The sequence below is a fragment of the Sphingobium sp. C100 genome, assembly GCF_000508185.1.
GTDB lineage: Bacteria > Pseudomonadota > Alphaproteobacteria > Sphingomonadales > Sphingomonadaceae > Sphingobium.
In genome coordinates this window covers 37,489-58,255 of record NZ_AYOY01000024.1, presented here as the reverse complement: position 1 = coordinate 58,255, position 20,767 = coordinate 37,489, and the positions used below count along the sequence as shown (strand labels likewise).

General features: G+C 63.6%; 19 protein-coding genes, 1 tRNA gene and 2 pseudogenes. 6 read left to right on the top strand and 16 right to left on the bottom strand.

What is annotated here, in order from left to right; all coding sequences use genetic code 11:
• Positions 1-28: 28 nt before the first annotated feature.
• From C100_RS28160 to C100_RS28150, 3 genes are read right to left on the bottom strand one after another with little or no spacing between them, the layout of a single operon-like run.
• Positions 29-430: a hypothetical protein gene (locus tag C100_RS28160; protein ID WP_024018367.1), complete on the bottom strand. Its 402-nt coding sequence runs from the start codon at positions 428-430 to the stop codon at positions 29-31.
• A 54-nt stretch (positions 431-484) separates the two neighbouring features.
• Entirely contained in the window at positions 485-1,207 is a 723-nt protein-coding gene (gloB, locus tag C100_RS28155) for a hydroxyacylglutathione hydrolase (protein WP_024018366.1), read from the bottom strand.
• A 4-nt stretch (positions 1,208-1,211) separates the two neighbouring features.
• The gene (locus C100_RS28150) at positions 1,212-1,646 is read right to left on the bottom strand and encodes a VOC family protein (protein ID WP_024018365.1); all 435 of its coding nucleotides are present in this window, start codon (positions 1,644-1,646) and stop codon (positions 1,212-1,214) included.
• 102 nt (positions 1,647-1,748) lie between these two features.
• On the opposite strand from C100_RS28150, the gene C100_RS28145 reads away from it, so the two are divergent.
• A complete protein-coding gene (locus tag C100_RS28145) occupies positions 1,749-2,450 on the top strand; it encodes an SIMPL domain-containing protein (RefSeq protein WP_024018364.1) in 702 nt (233 codons plus the stop codon).
• 98 nt (positions 2,451-2,548) lie between these two features.
• On the opposite strand, the gene C100_RS28140 is transcribed toward C100_RS28145, so the two are convergent.
• Both C100_RS28140 and C100_RS28135 read right to left on the bottom strand, forming a co-directional pair.
• Positions 2,549-3,397, bottom strand: a complete 849-nt coding sequence (locus C100_RS28140) for a tetratricopeptide repeat protein (protein ID WP_024018363.1) — start codon at positions 3,395-3,397, stop codon at positions 2,549-2,551.
• Entirely contained in the window at positions 3,397-4,155 is a 759-nt protein-coding gene (locus C100_RS28135; RefSeq protein WP_024018362.1) for an alpha/beta hydrolase, read from the bottom strand. Before C100_RS28135 ends, C100_RS28140 begins: the two co-directional genes overlap by 1 nt.
• 129 nt (positions 4,156-4,284) lie before the next feature.
• Here C100_RS28135 and C100_RS28130 point away from each other — a divergent pair.
• Positions 4,285-4,371, top strand: a tRNA-Leu gene (locus tag C100_RS28130).
• Between the two features lie 174 nt (positions 4,372-4,545).
• The gene (locus C100_RS28125) at positions 4,546-5,781 is read left to right on the top strand and encodes a tyrosine-type recombinase/integrase (protein ID WP_031308662.1); all 1,236 of its coding nucleotides are present in this window, start codon (positions 4,546-4,548) and stop codon (positions 5,779-5,781) included.
• On the opposite strand, the gene C100_RS28120 is transcribed toward C100_RS28125, so the two are convergent.
• The 10 genes and pseudogenes from C100_RS28120 to C100_RS28085 all read right to left on the bottom strand — a co-directional run bounded on the left by C100_RS28120 (position 5,778) and on the right by C100_RS28085 (position 15,722).
• A complete protein-coding gene (locus C100_RS28120; protein WP_037529598.1) occupies positions 5,778-5,975 on the bottom strand; it encodes a helix-turn-helix domain-containing protein in 198 nt (65 codons plus the stop codon). The genes C100_RS28125 and C100_RS28120 overlap by 4 nt on opposite strands.
• A gap of 6 nt (positions 5,976-5,981) precedes the next feature.
• The gene (locus C100_RS28115; RefSeq protein ID WP_024018359.1) at positions 5,982-6,197 is read right to left on the bottom strand and encodes a DUF2274 domain-containing protein; all 216 of its coding nucleotides are present in this window, start codon (positions 6,195-6,197) and stop codon (positions 5,982-5,984) included.
• A 1-nt stretch (position 6,198) separates the two neighbouring features.
• Positions 6,199-6,594 (bottom strand): annotated as a pseudogene (locus tag C100_RS0123960) (TrbI/VirB10 family protein); the annotation flags it as partial.
• A gap of 447 nt (positions 6,595-7,041) precedes the next feature.
• Positions 7,042-7,284, bottom strand: a pseudogene (locus C100_RS49410) (helix-turn-helix domain-containing protein); the annotation flags it as partial.
• A gap of 8 nt (positions 7,285-7,292) precedes the next feature.
• Positions 7,293-8,639 (bottom strand): sensor histidine kinase, encoded by a 1,347-nt coding sequence (locus C100_RS28110; RefSeq protein WP_024018357.1) that lies wholly within the window; start codon positions 8,637-8,639, stop codon positions 7,293-7,295.
• The gene (locus tag C100_RS28105; RefSeq protein WP_024018356.1) at positions 8,639-9,313 is read right to left on the bottom strand and encodes a response regulator transcription factor; all 675 of its coding nucleotides are present in this window, start codon (positions 9,311-9,313) and stop codon (positions 8,639-8,641) included. Before C100_RS28105 ends, C100_RS28110 begins: the two co-directional genes overlap by 1 nt.
• Positions 9,314-9,322: 9 nt before the next feature.
• Positions 9,323-10,699 (bottom strand): efflux transporter outer membrane subunit, encoded by a 1,377-nt coding sequence (locus C100_RS28100; RefSeq protein WP_024018355.1) that lies wholly within the window; start codon positions 10,697-10,699, stop codon positions 9,323-9,325.
• Entirely contained in the window at positions 10,696-13,794 is a 3,099-nt protein-coding gene (locus tag C100_RS28095; protein WP_024018354.1) for an efflux RND transporter permease subunit, read from the bottom strand. The genes C100_RS28100 and C100_RS28095 overlap by 4 nt, the downstream gene beginning before the upstream one ends.
• A complete protein-coding gene (locus C100_RS28090; RefSeq protein ID WP_235219006.1) occupies positions 13,794-14,549 on the bottom strand; it encodes an efflux RND transporter periplasmic adaptor subunit in 756 nt (251 codons plus the stop codon). The genes C100_RS28095 and C100_RS28090 overlap by 1 nt, the downstream gene beginning before the upstream one ends.
• Positions 14,550-15,179: 630 nt before the next feature.
• A complete protein-coding gene (locus C100_RS28085) occupies positions 15,180-15,722 on the bottom strand; it encodes a phosphatase PAP2 family protein (RefSeq protein ID WP_031308658.1) in 543 nt (180 codons plus the stop codon).
• Between the two features lie 173 nt (positions 15,723-15,895).
• On the opposite strand from C100_RS28085, the gene C100_RS28080 reads away from it, so the two are divergent.
• From C100_RS28080 to C100_RS28070, 3 genes are read left to right on the top strand one after another with little or no spacing between them, the layout of a single operon-like run.
• Positions 15,896-16,417, top strand: coding sequence for an RNA polymerase sigma factor (locus C100_RS28080; protein ID WP_442800301.1), 522 nt, complete (start codon positions 15,896-15,898; stop codon positions 16,415-16,417).
• A 54-nt stretch (positions 16,418-16,471) separates the two neighbouring features.
• Positions 16,472-17,422 carry a FecR family protein gene (locus C100_RS28075; protein ID WP_052028223.1) on the top strand — a complete coding sequence of 317 codons (951 nt, stop codon included), beginning with the start codon at positions 16,472-16,474 and terminating at the stop codon, positions 17,420-17,422.
• Positions 17,388-19,721: a TonB-dependent receptor gene (locus tag C100_RS28070; protein WP_024018349.1), complete on the top strand. Its 2,334-nt coding sequence runs from the start codon at positions 17,388-17,390 to the stop codon at positions 19,719-19,721. Before C100_RS28075 ends, C100_RS28070 begins: the two co-directional genes overlap by 35 nt.
• Here the strand turns inward: C100_RS28070 and C100_RS28065 are convergent.
• Positions 19,669-20,754, bottom strand: a complete 1,086-nt coding sequence (locus C100_RS28065; protein WP_037529581.1) for an endonuclease/exonuclease/phosphatase family protein — start codon at positions 20,752-20,754, stop codon at positions 19,669-19,671. The genes C100_RS28070 and C100_RS28065 overlap by 53 nt on opposite strands.
• Between the last annotated feature and the right edge of the window lie 13 nt (positions 20,755-20,767).

The following is a 20,767-nucleotide window of genomic DNA, read 5'->3' as shown; positions in this document are numbered from 1 at the left end:
GGCAGCGCGGCAGCAGCGGCCCCCGCCCTTATTCTTTCGGCGTGCGATAGGGTATGAAATCGCCCAGGGCGCAAGCGCCGGAGGTCATGCCCGACACCGGACTTGCGGTTGTCGTGAAATCCCCGCGGCACATTTGCGAACCAAAGCTGCGCACGATCATGATGTCGCCGCGCGTCAGGCCGTTGCAACTGCCGATGAGCTCATTCTTGTAGACCAGCTTCCGGCTGACCCGGTACAGCAGCACATTGTTGCTGATGACGGTCAGGTTGGTCTGTGGCACCCGACTGATACAGCTCATCTTCTCGCCCGGCACCTTGCCCGCCAGCGCCTTGTCCAGCTCAGCCGCCTGCTTCGGCGTCAGTGGCTTGGGCTCATAGCTGCCGGTGCATCCCGCCAGCAACAGGGGCGTCATCCAGATCCATGCACGCATCTCGTCTCTCCACATTCTGGCCATCCATGGGACGGCGGCGAAGGCCGCAAACCGTTAGGCCGCATCCTTGGCGGCGCGCCGCTCGGCCAGTTCGGCAACGTCGCGCGCGCGCATGAAGATATTGGTCGCGCGCTCCTCGCCGATGCTGGTCGGCACGGTCGCCTCGCCGCGTGCGCGCGCCGCCTCCACCGCCGCAACGCGCGCCGCCAGCGCATCATTGTCCGGCTCCACCGTCAGCGCGAACCGCCCGTTCGAAAGCGTATATTCATGCGCGCAATAGACGCGCGTATCGTCCGGCATCGTCGCCAGCCGCTGCATGTTCGCGAACATCTGCGCCGCCGTGCCTTCGAACAGCCGGCCGCAGCCCATGGCGAATAACGTGTCGCCGACAAAGGCGATCCGGTCGTCGGCCAGATGATAGGCGATATGGCCGGCGGTATGGGCCGGCACCGCCATCACGATGGCGACATGATCGCCGATGCGGACGTGATCGCCTTCCCCCACGGTCCGGTCCAGCGTGCCGATCCGGTCCGCCTCGGCCGCAGGCCCGGTAATGATGCAGCCGGTCGCGGCCTTGATTGCGGCATTTCCGCCGACATGGTCGCCATGCCAGTGGGTGTTCCAGATCTGGCCGATCCGCCAGCCCCGCGCCGTGGCCGCCGCCAGCACTGGTTCCGCCACGGCGGGATCGACCGCCACCGTCTCGCCGCTGGCGTCGTCATGCAGCAGCCAGACATAATTGTCAGAAAGGACGGGGATGCGGACGACCTCCAGCATGGGCCTACCAGACGCCTATATTGGGCATCGACGCCCAGGGTTCGGCCGGCGCCAGATGGCCGTCCTGCAACAGCTCGATCGAAATATTATCGGGCGAGCGGACGAAGGCCATATGGCCGTCGCGCGGCGGCCGGTTGATGGTCACGCCCGCGTCCATCAGCCGCTGGCAGGTCTCGTAGATATTTTCGACACGATAGGCGAGGTGACCGAAATTGCGGCCCCCGTCATAGACTTCGGCCGGGCTGCCATCTTCTGCCGGCCAATTATAGGTCAGCTCCACCTGCGCATCCTCATCGCCCGGCGCGGCCAGGAACACCAGCGTGAAGCGTCCCTGTTCATTGTCGAACCGCTTGACCTCCTGCAATCCCAGCAGCTCGAAAAAGCGCTTGGTCTTTTCAACGTCGGTCACGCGAATCATGCTATGCAGATATTTGGGCAAGCTCGTCTCCGTTCGTCGCTATAAAGCAACGGTTCATCTGATGGATGGCAGTTTCCTCTACAAGATAAGGTCGCGCATCAACGGACGGAAGAGGGAAGCGATATGGAAATGCGGGACAAGGTTTTTCTGGGCAGCGCCGCGCTGCTCGCGTTCGGCGCGATCGCCGGCGGTTACTTGCTCGGCGACGGGCTGAAACGCGCCAAGGCGGCGGACCGCTCGGTCACCGTGCGCGGCCTCGCGGAAAAGGATGTGACGGCGGATTTGGCGACCTGGTCGATCAGCTATTCCGCCACGGGCTTCGACCTGCCGACCGTCCGCACCGAAATCGACAATAATACCAAGGAACTGCGCGGCTATTTCGATAGCCTGGGTTTCAAGGCAGATGATCTGAAACCCGTGGGCGCGGGCGTCAACCAATGGCTTAACAACGGCGTCAACACCATTACCATCACCCAGCGGATGCTGCTGCGCACCACCGACATCGCCCGCGCGCAAAGGGCCGTGGCGCAGCAGTTCGATCTGGTCCGTCGCGGCGTGACGCTACAGGAAGGGTCGGGTATGCGCTACAGCTTCACCAGGCTCAACGACGTCAAGCCGCAGATGGTCGCCGCCGCGACCAGGGACGCCCGCGCCGCCGCCGAACAATTCGCCAAGGATTCCGGCGCCAATGTCGGCGGCATCAAGAGCGCGATCCAGGGCTATTTCTCGATCGACGCCCGCGACGGCGAAGGCGGCGATGGCGGCAGCGACACGCCCTACAAAAAGGTGCGCGTGGTCACGACTGTCGATTTCTATCTCAATTAGGATGGCGATGTCGGCGGAGCAATTGGCCGCCGACGATCACCGCATCATGGTCGTTTAGCTGTCTATTTCGCTGTCGGGTTTTATGCATCCCGACAGGGTCAGCCAGCCGATGCCGGCAGCCGCGACAGATTGTCCGCCGCCGCCTTGCCGGCGGGCGCGTCCGGCGCCAGCCTGACCGCCCGCTGCCAGGCGTCGCGCGCCACATCCTCATGGTCGGTCAGGACGGCGATATTGCCCTCCTCCAGCGCGACCGAAGCATCATCGGGCGAAAGCTGCACGGCGCGGGCAATATGCGTCTGCGCCAGGCGCAGTTCGCCCTGCCGCCGCGCCAGGGTCGCCGACAGCAGCCAGCCGAGCGGGTCTCGCGGCGCCTGCGCCAGCGCGAGGTCCAGTGAATCGCGCGCCGCGTCCATATCGCCCAGCGCCACCAGCGCCCGCGCACGATCGAGGTGCACTTCCCCCTTTTCCAACCCGTCGGCCATGCCGCGCGCCAGCGCCGCGTCGAAATCGTCGCGCGCCTTGGCCGCATCCCCGCTCACCAGCGCGGCATTGCCCGCCTGCGCCCACAGCCGCGCACTCTGCGTCATTTCGCCCTCGCGCTCGGCCTCTTCGGCCGCCTGTTCGAAGGCGATGATGGCCGGCGTCCAGCGTTCGGCGCGCGCATAGGCAAAGCCCATGCAGTGGCGCGCATAGAAGCTCCCGCCGTCGATCCGCCATTTCTGGGCGAAGGCGACGCCGGATTCGGGCGATTGAGTCGCCTCGTCCAGGCAGGCCTGGAAAGGCGCGGCGAACTTCGCGGGCACGGGGATCTTCCCGTCCGCCCGCGCGGCGGCGGCAGGCGACGCGGCAGCCGCCACCGCCTGCTCCTTCTCTTTCCGGCTGCGGTTCATCACCGCCTCGATCTCGGGATCATAGGCCTGGAGCAGGAGCGGCAGGAAAAAGGGCATCAGAGACTGTCCAACAAGCTGGCGACGGTGCGGATCAACAGGGCAATGTCGCTGTCGCGCGACAGGCGATGGTCACCGTCCTTAACCAGCAGCGTCTGCACATCGGATGAACGCAGCCGCGCCGCCGTCCGCAGCGCGATCTCCCACGGCACGTCCGGGTCCGCCTGTCCGTGCAGCAGCCGCACCGGACAATCGATCGCGATCTCGCCCTCCAGCAACCGCGAAGCCTGTCCCGATTCCCAGAAGGCCAATGTGGTCACATAGGGCTGATCGCCATAGGGTGCCGGCTCCTCGATCCGCCCCTCGGTCCGCAGCAGCGCCTTGTCCGCATCGGTAAAGCCCCAGTCGGTGAAATCGGCGGCCGCGGCGATCCCGACGATACCAGCGACCCGCTCCGGTCGCGCCAACGCGACCAGCAGGGCCAGCCAGCCCCCCATGGACGATCCGACGAGCACAACCGGCCCCTGGGTCAATATATCGAGCAGCAACAACACATCGTCCCGCCAACTCGCCAGCGTCCCGTCCGCAAAGCGCCCCTCGCTCGCACCGTTGCCGGCATAGTCCAGCCGCAACATCGCGCGGCCGTGACGCTCCGCCCATCCATGGAGCGCGACGGCCTTCCCACCCTCCATGTCGGACATGTAGCCAGGCAGGAAAATCATCATCGGCCCCGCGCCGTCGCTGCGACGATAGGCCAGCCGCAAACCGTCAGGCCGGGCAATATAGGCTGGCGGCGTGGCGGAGGCGGACTGGGACATGGCAATGGTCATCCTGCTCAAGACGGTGCCGTCCGCCCTTAGACCGCCTTTTGCGCGAAACCCAAAAAAATAATCCCGCCGTCGTTGACAGCCCCCAAGGCACCGGCTAGTTGCGCGCTCCTACCCCGTGCCCAGATGGCGGAATTGGTAGACGCACCAGCTTCAGGTGCTGGCGATCGCAAGGTCGTGGAGGTTCGAGTCCTCTTCTGGGCACCAGAGACCTTTCCGGCGACGTCCGGGAAGGTCCAGCAAGCAGCTGGTTTTACAGCATTTTTTCAGTGAAAATCGCCAAATGAAATCCGGGCTCATCCACCCGAATCCATCGACAGCACCATCAGAATGATGGTGTTTTTGATGGTGCCGGAGAGCCCCTTTGGAGCTGGCACCATCATGGCACTGAATCATATCCAGATCACCAACGCCAAACCTCGGGACAAGGCCTACAAGCTGGCCGACGCCGATGGGCTGTATCTCGCCGTCCAGACGAACGGTACGAAACTCTGGCGCATGAACTACCGGTATCTCGGTCGACAAAAGACGCTCTATTTCGGCGCCTGGCCGGAGGTAGGGATAGCCATGGCGCGCCAGCAGCGCGCCGTGGCAAGGGAGCAGATCGCTGCCGGGCTCGACCCCGCCGCCGAGAAGCGGAGCGAGACACTCGCGCGCAAGGTGGCCGCGGACAACACATTCAAGACGATCGCCGAAGAATGGGTGGTGAAGAATGAGCGGGAGGGGCGCGCGCCGATCACGCTCGACAAGATTCGCTGGCTGCTCGGCATGGCCTATCCCATGATCGGCAGCTTTCCTGTCTCAAAGATATCGCCCCAGGAAGTCCTGGCCGTCCTGCGCAAGGTGGAGGCGACCGGCCGCTACGAAAGTGCGCGCCGGATGCGCAGCGTGCTCAGCCGGGTTTTTCGCTATGCAATCGCGACCGCTCGGGCGGATCGCGATGTCGCAGCCGACCTGCGTGGTGCGCTCATCACCCCGAAGGTCCGGCATCTCGCGGCGATCACGACGCCCAAGGAGGCTGGTGCGCTCCTGCGCGCAATCGACGGTTACACAGGTCACGAAATCACCGCGATCGCTCTGCGGCTGTCGCCCCATCTGTTCGTCCGACCTGGCGAGTTGCGCAAGGCCGAGTGGGAGGAAATCGATACGCAAGACGCTGTCTGGTCGCTCCCGGCGGAAAAGATGAAAATGCGCCGTCCGCACCGTGTTCCGCTGTCACAACAGGCGCTGGCACTACTGGAGGAACTCCGTCTGCTGACGGGCGACGGACGGTATCTTTTTCCGTCGTTCCGGTCACCACGCCAGTGCATGTCGGAAAACACCATCAACGCGGCACTGCGCCGGCTGGGCTACAGCCAGGAAGAAATGACGGCGCACGGTTTTCGGGCGATGGCTGCGACCCTTCTCAACGAGATGGGAATCTGGAACCCGGACGCCATCGAGAAGCAGCTGGCCCACCTCGATACCTCCATGGTGCGCCGTGCTTACACGCGCGGTGAATATTGGGATGAACGCGTCCGCATGATGCAGCACTGGTCCGACTATCTCGACCAGTTGCGGGACGGTGCGAGGATCCTGCGGCCGAACTTTGGTAACGGCAGAGGCACGTCAGGCTAGGCGCCCGTCAGGGCTTTCAGGCTTTTATATGGGATCAGCGTGGATCGCCCGACCTTGACGGTTTCCAGATCACCGGACTGAATCAGCTCATAGAGACGTGAACGGCTGATACCGGTGAGCTGGACCGCCGTAGAGATGCGGACCGTCAGAGGCTCTATGAGGACGGCCCCGCCTTGGGGAGCGTTACTGTGCATCATGGATCACCGCTTCGTCCTGTTTCGCGCAAAGCCCCTGTCACTTTCGAGGAAGGCAGCGAGCATGGCCGGGATCAGCTCGGCAACCGGCTCGTCACGACCATAGGTCGTTGCGTAGAGCGCGGCATAGTCGATCAAGGCCTGATGGAGGTCCGGCATGACAGCGATACTGAGCTTGACCGGATTACGGTCGGGAAGCTGGGGCAATTTGAGGTCAGTCATTTCAGCGCTCCTTCTCTCGCCAAGGTGCGAGAATGAGATCCTTGTGCACAATCAGCCGAACGGCCGCGCCGGGGCGGACCGTGATGGTCGGTTGGATTTGCAGGTTGCGGGATGTGATCTGGTCTCCAGCGCGGGACACGTTCTGCTGTGTGGATTCCCTGATCGCTTGGACGAGATCGCTCTCTCCAGAGAAAGTGACGTTCGCCCCCACGCCCAGTAATGTCGAAATCGCGACGCCCTTGAGCAGCGTCCAGGTGTGGAAATCGACTTTATCAGTAAGTCCCGCATAGCCTGAAGAGTCTGTCGCGGGCACGTTGTCGAGCCGGATCGAACTGCCGTCCGGCAGGATGATCCGCTGCCACACCACCAGCGCGCGCTTCTGCCCAAAAGCGACCACTTGAGACATGCGCCGACGCCTTTGGCCGCAAGCGGCTTGGACATGCGCGTAGGCCACCCGGCCGCGTCGATGGCGGGTCAAACTGGCTTCCCAAGCGAGGTTCTCAAGCCTCGGCGCCGCCTTCGCAGCGCGCAGCCAGACTAACATTCTGATTCACAGAAGCAACACTGCAGGGAAGATTGAAGTTGGACTTGCCTATTGCCTTGAAAGAGCGGACGTCACCTTCACCAATTTTTCATGGCCCTTTCGCCCGGACAATGGTCGTGATCATACGGCACGGCCATCGGTTGAAAACGCACAGTTCATCGTCGATCTCGTGCGTATCATGGAAGCCCGATAGAGCATCATTCGCACAGGCAGAGACCCGGCGAAGCAGGGCGGCGATCTGACGGCTTCAAACCCGCATCATCGATGCGCGCCCTTTTTTGACGCTTGCTTGGCGCCAGGCGCTGCCTCTTCTGGTGCTGTGGCGCGATAGCGTGCTGAACCACCATTACGCCTGACGTCAGGGCTGATGGTCGAAGGCGCACGACCCAATCGCCGCGCTATGGCTCGCAATGGTTCGCCGACATTGAGGCCCCGGGATATCTCCTCGCGTTCCGCAGGGCTCAGGGCGCAGCTGCCACGCTTGCGATCAGCAGGCCGGATACCTCCAGTCAGTGATATAACCGAGAATACTGACCGTCTGTCACCGATCGTCATAATGTTTTCCCGACTGGAATTTCAACGACGACCCCAAACCCAGGAGACGGGAGGAGCGAAAACATGCCCCGGTGCGCGGTCGCGACCGCAGCGACGAGCGCAAGGCCCAGCCCATGTCCCTCGGACGATCGGCTCGCCTCCGCGCGCGCAAACCGCTGGAACAGCCGCGTCGCATCTTCTGGCGCTACCCCGTGTCCGTCATCGGCGACGGTCAGGCGAGCAAAGGCGTCATCACGCTCCAGCGCGACACGAACCGTCGTGCCCGGAGGGGTGTGACGAAGCGCGTTATCGAGGAGGTTGGTGATAAGCTGTTGCAGCAGTCGTCGATCGCCCGTCGTCCATATCGCTGGTGCAATCGCTGTAACGAGCCGATGACCGCTAACCTCCATATCGGGACGGTAGGTTTCGACCAGTTCCTCGACCAGTTGGTCCAGCGGCAAGTCCTGAAAATGGTCGCACGGCGACAACGCTTCCACTTCCGCGATGCGCAGCAAGGCCGCAAAGATGTCGAGCAGCTCGCGCGACTGTTGGGCGGCGGCTTCGATCGCCTGACGCTTGTCGTCCCCGGTTCGGGCTGACAGAGCTTCGTCGAGCCGGTTATGAAGACGGGTCAATGGCGTGCGCAGGTCGTGGGCCACATCGCTGGACACCTGCCGGAGATTGTCCATCAACCCACCGATCCGGTCGAGCATCCGGTTGAGCGTCGTCGCCACCCGGTCGAACTCGTCCCCCGCGCCGGTAAGCGGCATCCGCCGCGCCAGATCGCCATCGATGATGGCCAGTGCGGTTCTATCTATGCGAGACAGCCGCGCGCGCGTGACCGCTCCGACCAGCCAGGCCGCGCCGATGCCGAGCAGGAGCATGAGGCCGAACGCGCCGGCGAACAGCTTGAGCAGCGTCGCGTCCATCTCGTCGATGACGCCGCGATCGGCCGCGACGACCAACCGGCTGTTGTCGGGCAAGCGCGTGGTCAGGGCTTGTGCGATCCTCTGTTCGCCGTCGCGCCGGTAGTGCAAAAACTCCAGATAGCCGGGCGTGATAGGCGCTGTGGCGTCGAGCGGCCCTGCCACCCGGCGACCCGAAGGATCTACCAGCAGATAATCCAGGCTGGCGGTGCTTCGTGCTGCCTCGCGACGACGGATCGCGGCTGCGACTCCGGCAGGGCCGTCGTCGCCTTCGTCGATCAGCGCGCGGGTTTCGATCGCGACCCGGTGATCGAGCTGGATCTCCAGGGCTTCGTGCGTCACTTCATAGGCCACCACCCCGATGACAAGTGTCGCCAGGGCGAAGCAGAACGCTACCAGGGCTACGAGGCCGAAGGTGGAACGCCACGGCCGCGCCATCAGCCGCCGCGGATCATATAGCCAGCGCCGCGCACGGTTTCGATCGCATCCTCGTCGAACCCGGCGTTGAGCTTGGAACGCAGGCGACTCAGGTGCGTCTCGACGATATTGGTCTTTGGATCGAAATCGAAATCCCACACGCGCTCCAACAGCATCGTCCGCGTCATGACCCGGCGCGGATTGCGCATCAGTTCGGCAAGCAGCGCAAATTCGCGCGGTTGTAGTAGGATCCGGCGACCGTCACGCGTGACGGTGCGGCGATGAAGATCAAGCTCGACACCGCCTACAGCGAGGATGCTGGCTTCGCCTTGGGGTGTTGGACGCCGCCCGAGCGCATGGACCCGTGCGGCCAGCTCCGAAAAGGCAAACGGCTTGACGAGATAGTCGTCGGCACCGCCTTCGAGTCCTTCGACACGGTCGGCGATGCCGCCAACGGCGGTAAGCATGAGTGCCGGTGTCATGTTGCCCGCCGCACGCAGTGCCTTGATCAGTGAAAGACCATCCAGACCGGGAAGCATCCGATCGACGATCAGCGCGTCGAACTGGTCGCCGGTCGCCTGAAAAAGCCCGTCACGGCCGTCGGCGCTGGTGACGACATGATGCCCCAGCTCGGAAAGCCCGCGGGCAACAAAGCTCTTCGTCTCGGCATCATCTTCAACGATCAGGATTCGCATGGGTGCTTCTTAGCCCACCGGGCCGCTCGTTTGCCATCCACCACCCAACGCCCGAAACAACGCGACCTGCGCTTGCGCCACGGTGAGGTCGGACTGTGCCTGGGCAAGCGCGGCTTGTGCCAACGCACGCTCGGCATCGACCTGGACCAGGAATGCCGCATCGCCGAGCCTGACCCGAGCGGCGGCGCGTCGGGCGTAAAGTGCGGACTGGACACGCCCGGCGTCGAGTGCCCGATTGCGGCGCATCTCGGCATCGTAGGCGGCGAGTGCAGTTTCGACTTCGCGCAAGGCGCGCAGCACCGCCACGTCCCAACTGGCAAGGGCGCCACGTTCGGTAGCGCGCGCCTGTTGAAGGCGCGCACGCGCCGGAGCCTGGTTCGGGAAGGCCCAGCTGATGAGCGGCGAGGCAGTCGCTACGAAACTTCCGGTCAGCAGCCCCATCGCACCGCCAAGGTTCACGCGGGGATAAAGATCGGCACGCGCGACGCCAATCCGCGCCGCTGCTGCGGCGAGGCGACGTTCGGCCTCGCGAATATCGGGACGGCGCAAGAGCAGCGCCTGACCATCGCCGACCGGCATGGCTGCGCGGAGTTTAGGCGGCGCATTGCAGCCTATGTCAAACCCACGAGCCTCCGCCGGAGGGCGGCCCTGCAAAGTGGCGATCCGGTAAAGGGCATTAGCACGCGCCGCCTCGAACGGCGCGAGCGTCGCGCGGGTCGATTCCAGCAGGCTGGCGGCTTGCGAGACTTCGAGCGGCGAGACTTCGCCAGCGGCAAACTGGTCGCGCACCACGCCAACCGAGCGTTCCTGAACCGCGATAATCTCGCGCGAGACGGTCACCGCGCGGGTCGCGCCGCACAGATCGACATAAGCGAGCACGGTATCGGCCACGACCGCGACGCGCAGCGAGTCCAGTGCCGCAGCCTGCGCGTCCGCATCGGCTCCCTCCGCCAATGCGCCCGAACGCAACCGGCCGAACAGGTCCATGTCCCAGCTTGCGGTCAATGCGAGATCGTAGTCGGTGGTCGGCACGTTGGATGACGCGCTCGGCTGCGTCGCGCTGTTGTCGATCGTGCCCGCGCTCTCGATCGTGGTTTGCGGCAGGCGCGCGGCACGGGCCTGACGGAGCGCGGCGCGCGCGCCGTCGAGATTGGCGTACGCCACCCGCAGATCGGCGTTGGCGGCGAGACTTGCCTGCACAAGCCGGTCGAGCGCCGGGTCGTTATACAGTCGCCACCAGTCGTTCGGGACCGGGGCGATAGCGGCAGTCGGCAGGTCGGCGAATGCGCCGGTGGCAGTCGCGGGCGCGATGGTCGGCGGGGGCAGAGGCGCGGTCATGCACCCCGCAACCGCGAACGCGGCGATCGGCGCAAAACGGCGGATCATGCGGGAACTCCTGCAAGCGGAGCATCGGGCGCAGCCTTCTCCCGGCCGAAGCGTGCGTAGAGCGCGGGCATGAGGAACAGGTTGAGCACGGTCGAAGACACGAGTCCGCCCAGGATGACGATCGCCATCGGGTGCTCGATTTCATGGCCCGGCGCGTTGCCGGCGACGATCAGCGGCAGCAGCGCGAGGCCAGCGCAGGCGGCAGTCATCAGGATCGGCACCAGGCGTTCCTCCGCACCGCGCAGGATCAGGCGGGGGCCGAACGCTTCGTCTTCGAACCGACGGAGATGATCGTAGTGCGACAGCAGCATGATGCCGTTGCGTGCCGAAATGCCGATGACGGTGACAAAACCGACCAGCGAACCGAGCGACAGCACGCCGCCGGTCAGCGCCACGCCGACCACCCCGCCCACCAGCGCGAACGGCAGGCTGGTCGCGACCAGCGCGGTGATGCGTGCCGATCGGAACTCAAGCCAGACCAGCAGCAGGACGCCGATCAGGCACAGCAACCCCGTCGTCCACAGTCGTTGTCGCGAGTCACGTAGCGCTGCATATTCGCCCAGCACTTGCGGATGATAGCCAGTCGCGAACGGCACTTGCCCGACAGTTGTTTCGACCGCGCGCGCGACTGTGCCGAGGTCTGCACCGGCCACGTTCAACGTCACGTCGATCCGGCGCTGACCGTTCTCGCGTTTGATCTCGTTGGGTGCGGGCATGACGCGTATATCGGCCACGTCGCGCAACCTTACCGCTCCTGCTGGCGTTTGGATCATCAGGTCGGCCAGCGCATGCAGATCGCCGCGAACCTTGGGCTCACCCCAAAGCGCCACGTCGAACGACTTCTGGTCGCGATAGATTTCTCCGACCTTCTGCCCGGCGACCAGCGTTTGCGCCTGTCGGCGGACTTCGCCCGCGGTCAGGCCCAGGGTGGCGAGATCGGCGGGCCGTGGGCGGACCTGGATTTGCGGCACCAGCACCTGTTGCTCGACCTTCAGGTCGGCGACACCGGAGATGCCCGCCACTTTCGCGCGGACCCGTTCGGCCGCAGCGCGAAGCTCGACCTGATCGGGACCGAAGATGCGGACCACCACCGTCGCGCCCGCGCCGCTCAGCACCTCCTTGATCCGCTCGCGCAGATAGGTGAGCACGTCGCGGTAGAGGCCGGGATAGCCGTCGATCACGTCCTTGATCCGCGCGACGCTGGCGTCATAGTCAACATTCTCGTCCAAGCTGATCCACAGTTCGGTGAAGTTCGGGCCGACCACTTCGTCCGCAGCTTCCGCACGACCGATATGCGCGCCGAAGTTGCGCACGCCGGGGATTGCACGCAGCTCCTTGGACGCTCGGATGGTGATGCGGTCCATCGCCTCGATCGAGGTGCCCGGCTTCTCGACGAAGTGCATCAGGAAGTCGGTTTCGCGGAAGTCGGGCAGGAACTGGTCCTTGAACCCGGCATAGCCGACCCCCGCCAGCAGCAGCCCTCCGGCGACGATCCCCATCGCCAAGCTCGGCCGCGCCACCAAGCGAGGGAGTACGCCAGCGTAACGACGCTTGAGCGCGGTCACGAGCCGGGTGTCCCGCTCCGCCTTCAAGGGCGCGTTCGGCAGCAGGAACAGGCACATCGCCGGCGTCACGACCAGCGCGACCAGCAGCGAGGCGGCGATCGCAAGGACATAGGCGATGGCGAGCGGCTGAAAGAACGTACCCGCGACCCCGCCCAGGAAAAAGATCGGCAGGAACACAAGCATGACGATCAAGGAGGCGAACACCACCGCCGATCGCACTTCCAGCGAGGCCGACAACACGACATCGAAATTGGTACGCGGGTTGCCCGCCTCGCGGTTGAGCCGCAGTCGGCGGGCGATGTTCTCCACGTCGATGATGGCGTCATCGACCACCTCGCCGAGTGCGATCACCAGCCCGGCGATCACCATCGTGTTGATCGTCGCGCCGCTCCACAGCAGCACCAGCCCCGCGCCGAGCAGCGACAGCGGGATGGCGACGAGGCTGATCGTTGCCTGTCGCCAGTCGCGAGTGAAGACAAACAATACGATCGCGACTAGCAGGCAGCCAATCATCAGCGCTCGCGTCAGGTTATCGATCGAGCGTTCGATGAAGGTCGCGGGGCGGAAGATCGTCGTATCGACCTTCACGTCGCGCAGCCCCGGCTTCAACTCGCCGATCGCTGCCTCCACGTCACGGGTAAGCTGGAGCGTATTGCCGGTCGGCTGCTTCTCGACGATCAGCATCAGGCCGGGACCGTCGTCGATGATCGCATTGCCGATCGGCGCGGCGAAGCCTTCTACTACGCGGGCGACGTCGCCGATGCGGACCGGTGCTTCGCCGCTCTGCTTGATGACCGCCTGGGCAAGATCGGCCGAGGACTGGATCGCGCTGGTCTGTTGTACGGCGAGCCGCTGGTTCGCCGTATCGACGAAGCCGCCCCCGCCCACCAAGACCGCATCACCGGCCGCGGCGCGCAGCTCGGCGAGTGTCACCCCGGCAGCGCGCAGTCGGTCGGGATCGACCAGAACCTGCAATTGGCGGTCACGCAGACCCCAGATCGCGACGTTGGCGACGCCCGGCACTGCCATCAGTCGCGGCCGAATCGTCCAGCGCGCCAGTTCGGAGAGCTGCATCTGATCGAGCTTTGCCGACGATATGCCGATCTTCATCGCCCGACTGGTCGATGACAGCGGTGGCAGCATCACAGGGGGACGCGCCGCAGCGGGCAACCGCGCCTGCACCTGCGTCACCCGTTCCTGCACGAGCTGGCGCGCGCGGATCACATCGGTTCCGCGCTCGAACAGGATCGAAACCGACGACAGGCCGAGCACCGACTTCGACCGGAGAGTCATCAGATCGGGGACGCCGTTGACCGCCGTTTCGATCGGCACGGTGATCAGGCTTTCCACCTCCTCCGTGGAGAGGCCCGGAGCTTCGGTTTGAATCTCCACCATTGGCGGTGCGAACTCGGGAAACACGTCGAGCGGCACGTCGCCGGTCGCGCGCAGACCAAGAACGACCAGCAGCGCGGCGAGCGCGAGCACGAGGACGCGCTGCGTCAGCGCGGCACGGACCAGCCAGGCGAGCATCAGTGCGGCGTCCCGAACTCGGTCCCGAACAGCTCGGCCGCCCCGTCCGTCACGACTTCGGCGCCGCGCTCCAGGCCGCGCGACAACAGCGCACGGCCGTCCGCGACGCTCGCGACCTCAATCCGCTGGCGGACATAGGTGTCGGGCGCGGTTTTCCGGTACACCCATTCGCCGCCATAGATGTCGCGGACGATCGCGGCAGTCGGGATCGACAAACCATCTGCCTTTCCACCAAGCGGTAGAGACACTGCTACCCGCTGACCGACACGATAGGTGCGGTCGCGATTATCCAGCGCGAAGAACAGATCGACCGTGCCCGCGACCATGTTGGCGGATGGAGGAGCCTGCACCGGTCGTGCGGCGCGTGAGGCGGCGCGACCGTCGCCGAGCGGTCGCACGGTCGCGGCGCGTCCACGCTCAATGGCGCTGACATCTGTGCCGAACACCGGCACGCGCACCCAGAGCGTCGCCAGATTGCCCATTGATGCAATCGAAGGGCCAAGCAATCTGCGTTGCGCCCGTGCCGCCTCCAGCGCGGCTCGCGCCGTGGCAAGCGCCGCAGCGGCTTCGTCGCGACCCCGCACGCTGCCCGCTTCTTCGCGCACCAGGGCATCGGCGCGGTTGTAGGCGATGGCGGCGAGCCGGACTTGAGCTTGCGCCCGCGCAACCTCGCCTTCGGCTGCAACCTGACTGACCCCGATTTGGGCAAGGTTGCTCGTCGATCCCGTTGGAACACCCGCCCCGGTGGCTGGCACGACGACCTCGCCGCTCGTCTCGCGTGTTTGCGTTGCCGAACCATCGCCAATTTTTACCGTTCGGATGCCGAGACGCTGTTGCGCTCGCGCGGTGAGAGTGAGCTTAAGCAGATCGTTTTCGTGCGCAACCGCCTCGGTTTTCGCCGGCGGAGCTTTTGGTGGAGTTGGGTCGCTAAGGCAGCCTATCAGGACCGCCAGCAGAGGCATGGTGGCGATAGTAAGGCATCGGATAGGCGTCATGCCATGACGTTAGCAGCCTCATGTTGGCGGGAGCTTGGGGCGACTATACAAAATCCCAATGTTTGGAATATGAGGTATCAAAACCGGTCCGTTTCCAGACTGTCGTGCAGCCGCAGGCTTTCTCCGAAATGCAGAAGCCTGTACGACGCTGTTCGATCTCAGGATCGGCAAGCGTGGACTTCAATGACCGGGATTGGCGCGTTGCGGTCCGGCGGGTTTGCATCAGGCGAACGGCAGGTCCCATCACAAGCGGGCATTCCTGTCCCGGCCGCGTCAGGTCGTAAATTGGTCGGTTTCCGCGGGAAGGCCGCTATGCCTGCCTTGGTGAGACCGCTGGCGTCGAAGGCTGGACTATAGGCCACACCTATGTCGCTGATCGCTCATTCAGGATTAAAACCGCATCCCGATAGCAAGGCCCCCGCCCTTGCTGTCACCCCATGGCATGACCCGGACATCCGAACTGGCCTTGTTTGTGATGAGAAAGCCCGAAAGTTCGCCTACTGCCGCGCCCGCTGCCACGTCATACCAATGGTGTTTATGCGCCTGGACTCTCGCTAGGCCAACGAAAGCGGCGACGACCTGCGCCGGGACGCCCACTTCCCAGCCATAGCGATTTTGCAATGTGGCTGCGGCGGAAAAGGCGACAGATGTATGCATCGAGGGGAAACTGCGGCGGTTGCTTCTGTCCGGGCGCATTTCGGGAAAAGCTTCCTTGAGGCCAGTCGAGACAAGGGCCGAAGCAGCCATGCTGCCGCCGGCCTGAACGCCACCATCCCAGTCGTCCATCACGACAGGAGCGACCAACGCTGCTCCGATCAGTGCGTCCAGCCCTACCGTGCTGAGGTGGCTCCAGCTTTTATCACTCGCTGCCGCCATCGAAGGATGAACGGCGTACAGAATCGCCGCCGCGATACAGCCTGTTCGATATGTCATGAAGTCTCCCCTGGACTTGCGCGGAGACGGCACAGAGCAGACCTTACCTCAGTTCCACTGAGGAATAATTTTAAGAACTTGGATGACAAATGCCCTGCGACCCAACGCAGGGGTCTGGCGATGAAAATATGCTTTTGTTATCGGACTACACACTGCCAACATAAGGCATGAATTTGGACGGAGAAGATCGGCTTGAGATCGCCTATGGCGTGCATCGCGCGGACCTGATGCGTCTGCTGATGGCGCGGACGGGCGACCGGACCGAGGCGGAGGACCTATTGCAGGAGCTTTGGCTCAAGGTGCAGCAGCAACCGGGCGGTCCGGTGGAAAATGGCAGGGCCTATCTGTTCAGGATGGCGCAAAATCTGGTGATAGACCGTCTGCGAGAACGGCGCCGCCGGATGGAACGGGAACGCCGCTGGTCCGATGAGGTGACGGATTTTGCCAGAGCCGGGATCGAGCCCGCCGACAGGCGCAAGACCGCAGAAGACCTCATCCTAGATCGTGAGGAGATAGCGACGCTGACATCGGCCATCACCAATTTGCCCGAAGGCGCACGCCGGGTGTTCGAACTGCATAAATTGCAGGGACTGAGCCATGGCGAGGTCGCAGCGCATCTTGGCATCAGCAAGAGCGGGGTCGAAAAACATATGGCCGTGGCGATGAAATATCTCCGTCGCGCGCTGATGGACTGAGGTATGACAATATCATGACGTCTGACAGGCAGGGAATAACGGAAAGGACTCGCCATGACGGCGCGGTCGAACAGTGAAAAGGCCATGCTGGATCAGGCCGTGGCGTGGGCTGCGGCGCTGGAAAGCGACGACGTTGATTGGGACGGCTACATGGCTTGGCTGGAAGCGGACCCGCGCCATCGGGCGGCCTTCGACTCCATCGCTTTGGTTTCCGCTGCCGTGGACGATCATCGTGCCGAGATCACGAGTCTGATTGCGGCGCAAGCTCCCTCCAAAGCACGGCGACGCGTATTGCGCCTGTTCACCTACGCTGGCGGCAGTATTGCCGCCGCGATCGCGCTGATGGTGGGCGTGCCGCTTCTTTGGTCGCCGCAACCGGTTCGGAGCTATGCTGCCGACGCACATGGAAGCCGCGACATTGCACTTGCGAACGGCATTCATGTTACGCTTTCGCCATCCAGCAGTATCACGGTGCGCGGCAAGGATGCCGGGCAGGTCGAACTGGCGAGCGGTGAAGCCTATTTCGATGTCCGGCATGACCCGGCACGATCGCTGACGGTGACGGCTGGCAGCTATCGAATATCGGATATCGGCACGCGTTTTTCGGTCAATTTCACCCGCACGGCGTTCCGGATCGGCGTTGCGGACGGTACAGTATCAGTCTCGTCCCCTGGCTCGGAAGATGTCCAGGTCTCTGCCGGGCACCAACTTCTGTCGGGAAGCGACGGCCTGACACTGTCGTCGGTAGCGTCGAGCGATGTCGGGAGCTGGCGCCAAGGACGGCTTTCTTATAGCAATACGCCGCTCCCTCTCGTCGCGGCCGATATTTCCCGCTATTCGGGCAAGGCCGTGCAGATCGACCCATCGCTGGAGAAGACGCATTTTTCGGGGACATTGGTCATTGGCGACGGATCGAGGTTGTTGGCCGATCTCGCGATCCTCATGGGCGTTGAAGTCCATTCGCAGGAGAATGGCGCTCGCATCGGTACTGCTGCTCCTCGCTGAATCGGGAGAGCTTTTTTCGCCTGCAGCCGCGCGCGAAGCATCTTATGCGATCGATATTCCGGCAGGTCCGCTGAGTGCCAGTCTTGCGCGCTTTTCGGAGATTACGGGAATTTCGGTCGGACTTTCGGGTGAGATGCCCCGTGTCAGTACGCCCCGCGTCAGCGGCCGCATGTCGCCAGACGCAGCGCTGCGGCTGATGCTGATGGGCACCAGCCTGCGTGCGCACCATATTGGCGGCATTTATCGGATCGAAAAGCTTACCCCTCCAAAATCCAGCAAGCGCTTCGTTGCCGTCCGACCGGCGCCACCATCGGTGCTATCCCTGACAGACATTGTCGTGACAGCGCAGAAGCGCCCGCAAATATTGGCCTCAATTCCCTTTTCCGTGGCGGTTGTTTCGCTCGTTGATCTGGCGAAGAGTTCGACCACGCCGACCAGCCGCGACATCAGTTTCAGCACCGAGGGGCTGGCGATGACCAACCTGGGACCGGGAAGGAACCGCCAATTCATCCGAGGCGTGGCCGACAGCGCGTTCAACGGGCAGAGCCAGTCTACCGTCGCAGTACAACTGGACGACGCGCGCGTGACGTTCGATGCGCCCGACCCCGATCTGCGGCTTATCGATGTCGATCGGGTCGAGATATTGAAAGGGCCCCAGGGGCCTCTCTACGGTTCCGGGGCGTTGGGGGGCATCTATCATATCGTGACACGCCGGCCTGACCTGGAACAGACGAGCGGTTCCGTCCGCCTTTCGGTAGAGGGCGTGCAGCATGGCGGGATAGGGACCGGGGCGGAGGGCGTGTTCAATCTGCCTTTGGCCGATGGCAGACTGGCACTAAGGGGTGTGAGCTATCGATTGCTCAATGCCGGCTGGATCGACAATATTGACGACCGCAAGAACAGCAATTCTGCCGAAACACTCGGCCTTCGTGTCGCTCTGCGATGGCGTCCTGTCGATGAGTGGACGATCGACGCGGGCATAGCCGTGCAGGATATCAACGCGCGCGATAGCCAATATGTCGTGGCGGGAGCGAAAAGCCTGAGCCGGACTAACCGCGACCCGGAACCCACGGATAATGATTTCAAGACGGCCCATGCCACGATCGAAGGCGATGTCGGTGCGCTAACGCTTGTATCGGCGACCAGCTATGTCGATCACGGGTTCGATTATGCGCTCGACGCCAGCGATGCTGCGGCCAGTTTTGGCCTCACCGGCCCGGCACATTTCACCGACAGCCGGGCCTACACGTTGTTCAATCAGGAACTGCGCTTATCTTCGGGTGGGACCAATCACTGGCTGGCTGGATTATCCTTCCTGCGCGCTACGACAAGTGGCATTTCGAACATCACGGGCAACACGGGCGATCCGCTGACGGTCGAACGACTGGACCGCAAGACGAGCGAATATGCTGTGTTCGGTGAGGCAACATGGCGGTTATTCGGTGCGCTTGATGCCACGTTGGGCGCTCGCCTATTCCATTCGATCGCCGAGGACGAAGCAGCAGAGCAAGCGGGTCTGCGGGTTTCAAAGGGCAGCAAGACGATCCTGTCCCCCAGCTTCGCATTGTCGGTGCCGCTGGAAGATCGCGGCACTGTCTTTCTGCGCTACGCCCGTGCGATGCGACCAGGCGGGCTGGCGCCCGTCGGCGAAACATCGGCAGGCCGGTTTGATGCGGACGAGCTTAGTACGGTTGATCTGGGGATCAGGCGGACATCGGTTGGCGGCACGCTGACCGTGACGGCCAGCAGCTACTATACCCGCTGGAACGACATCCAGTCTGACTATCTGCTCGCCAACGGGCTGCTATCCACGCGCAATGCCGGACGTGGCGAGATTTACGGGCTCGAAGCAGCGATCGACTGGCAGATGGGATCAAGGTTCAGCCTGTCTACAGGGGCCAGTATCCAGAGTGCGCAACTCACGCACGCGGCCGATGGACTGGAACTTCACGACAGGCGCTTGCCAGTTACCCCGGATCTTAGCGGACGATTGACGCTGGCAAAGGCCTTCCAGCTAGGCACATGGCAGGGACTGGCCAGCGTGCAGGCCAATTATATCGGGAGCGCAAGGCTGAGTTTCGACAGCGACCTCGATCGCGGTATGGGCGAGTATACAGTGCTCGCTTCCCATGCGGAGTTGGTGCATGCGGGTTGGACGCTGGGCGCTCGCCTCGACAATCTGCTGGATGTAAAAGGCGACAGCTTTGCCTTCGGCAATCCTTTCTCGATCCGGGAAGGACGCCAGTTTACGCCGGTGCGGCCCCGGACACTGACGCTTTCGATCGCGCGTAACTGGTAGCGGATTTGCCGCCGGACAGGCTGAATGTCGCTATATATCCGACATGGTCCGACAACATGCTGCCGTCCGGTGCATGACCGAACGGTACGTCGATCCGGCGCAGGGCGATCATGCTGCGCTGGCCGGGCGCAAAAAATTCCCAGTCGCGCGCGCGCCTGCTGGAAAAGCGGGCGTCGGGAGACAGGGCAATCCCAGTGCGGTGCGCGGCGCCATAGGCGTCGTCCATCGGCTGTGACGCTGGTGACCATAGGGTGCGAACGCGAGCCAGCAAGGCTTCGCGCCGCTGCGTTGCCAAGCCGACATTGAAGTCCCCCGCCACGATCAGCGCGCGAGAGGGATCATGGGCCGCCCGAATGAACATGGTCAGATCGCGGACCTGTTCGCGATAGGCCTGAAGAGACCGGTCATTCGAAACGCCCGAGGCATGGCGGCTATTGAGGTGGGTCGTCACGATGTCGACCGGATCGGCCCGCTCGGGAAGCTTGATGCTTGCCATCAGCGCGCCTTTGTTGGCAAGGCAGTCATAGCCTGCGCAGGCATAAGCCGGAAAGGCGAAGCGGCGGATGCCAACAACCGGATAGTCGGACAATATCTGCAGGCCGCTGCCGACATATTTGCCTAAACCCTCGCCCTTCAGCCACGATCCCGCCCGCGCGAACGGCCTGTCGGCACTGTCGGGTTGCGCGCTTCCTAGCATGTCGGTCGACGGGCCGTTTACGACATAGCGATAGCCTGACGCCTGTCCGATCGACTGGGCGTCGCGGGTGAAGGCTTCCTGAAGCACGACGATATGCGGATTGCGACCATGCGCCCGCAAATCACGCAAGGTAGCAGCGATCTGGACGAGTTGCGCCGGACGCCCCCATGCCACCGGCCAAGGCAGGCCATGGACATTATAGGTCATCACCGACAATTCGCCCGCGAACGGCGGCGGTGTTGCTGGTACAGGGCCGGATGTCGGAACCTGTGGGCCCGACGCACCCATGGACAGCGCGATGGCCATGGCGAGCAATGTCGATCCGTATCTGCGCATCTGCGTCTCCTGG

Bases quoted from the DNA above. Each gene is read 5' to 3' on its own strand.
- C100_RS28160 (WP_024018367.1), bottom strand. From the start codon at position 430: ATGCGTGCATGGATCTGGATGACGCCCCTGTTGCTGGCGGGATGCACC.
- gloB (WP_024018366.1), bottom strand. From the start codon at position 1,207: ATGCTGGAGGTCGTCCGCATCCCCGTCCTTTCTGACAATTATGTCTGG.
- C100_RS28145 (WP_024018364.1), top strand. From the start codon at position 1,749: ATGGAAATGCGGGACAAGGTTTTTCTGGGCAGCGCCGCGCTGCTCGCG.
- C100_RS28140 (WP_024018363.1), bottom strand. From the start codon at position 3,397: ATGCCCTTTTTCCTGCCGCTCCTGCTCCAGGCCTATGATCCCGAGATC.
- C100_RS28135 (WP_024018362.1), bottom strand. From the start codon at position 4,155: ATGTCCCAGTCCGCCTCCGCCACGCCGCCAGCCTATATTGCCCGGCCT.
- C100_RS28125 (WP_031308662.1), top strand. From the start codon at position 4,546: ATGGCACTGAATCATATCCAGATCACCAACGCCAAACCTCGGGACAAG.
- C100_RS28120 (WP_037529598.1), bottom strand. From the start codon at position 5,975: ATGCACAGTAACGCTCCCCAAGGCGGGGCCGTCCTCATAGAGCCTCTG.
- C100_RS28115 (WP_024018359.1), bottom strand. From the start codon at position 6,197: ATGACTGACCTCAAATTGCCCCAGCTTCCCGACCGTAATCCGGTCAAG.
- C100_RS28110 (WP_024018357.1), bottom strand. From the start codon at position 8,639: ATGGCGCGGCCGTGGCGTTCCACCTTCGGCCTCGTAGCCCTGGTAGCG.
- C100_RS28105 (WP_024018356.1), bottom strand. From the start codon at position 9,313: ATGCGAATCCTGATCGTTGAAGATGATGCCGAGACGAAGAGCTTTGTT.
- C100_RS28100 (WP_024018355.1), bottom strand. From the start codon at position 10,699: ATGATCCGCCGTTTTGCGCCGATCGCCGCGTTCGCGGTTGCGGGGTGC.
- C100_RS28095 (WP_024018354.1), bottom strand. From the start codon at position 13,794: ATGCTCGCCTGGCTGGTCCGTGCCGCGCTGACGCAGCGCGTCCTCGTG.
- C100_RS28085 (WP_031308658.1), bottom strand. From the start codon at position 15,722: ATGACATATCGAACAGGCTGTATCGCGGCGGCGATTCTGTACGCCGTT.
- C100_RS28075 (WP_052028223.1), top strand. From the start codon at position 16,472: ATGACGGCGCGGTCGAACAGTGAAAAGGCCATGCTGGATCAGGCCGTG.
- C100_RS28070 (WP_024018349.1), top strand. From the start codon at position 17,388: ATGGCGCTCGCATCGGTACTGCTGCTCCTCGCTGAATCGGGAGAGCTT.
- C100_RS28065 (WP_037529581.1), bottom strand. From the start codon at position 20,754: ATGCGCAGATACGGATCGACATTGCTCGCCATGGCCATCGCGCTGTCC.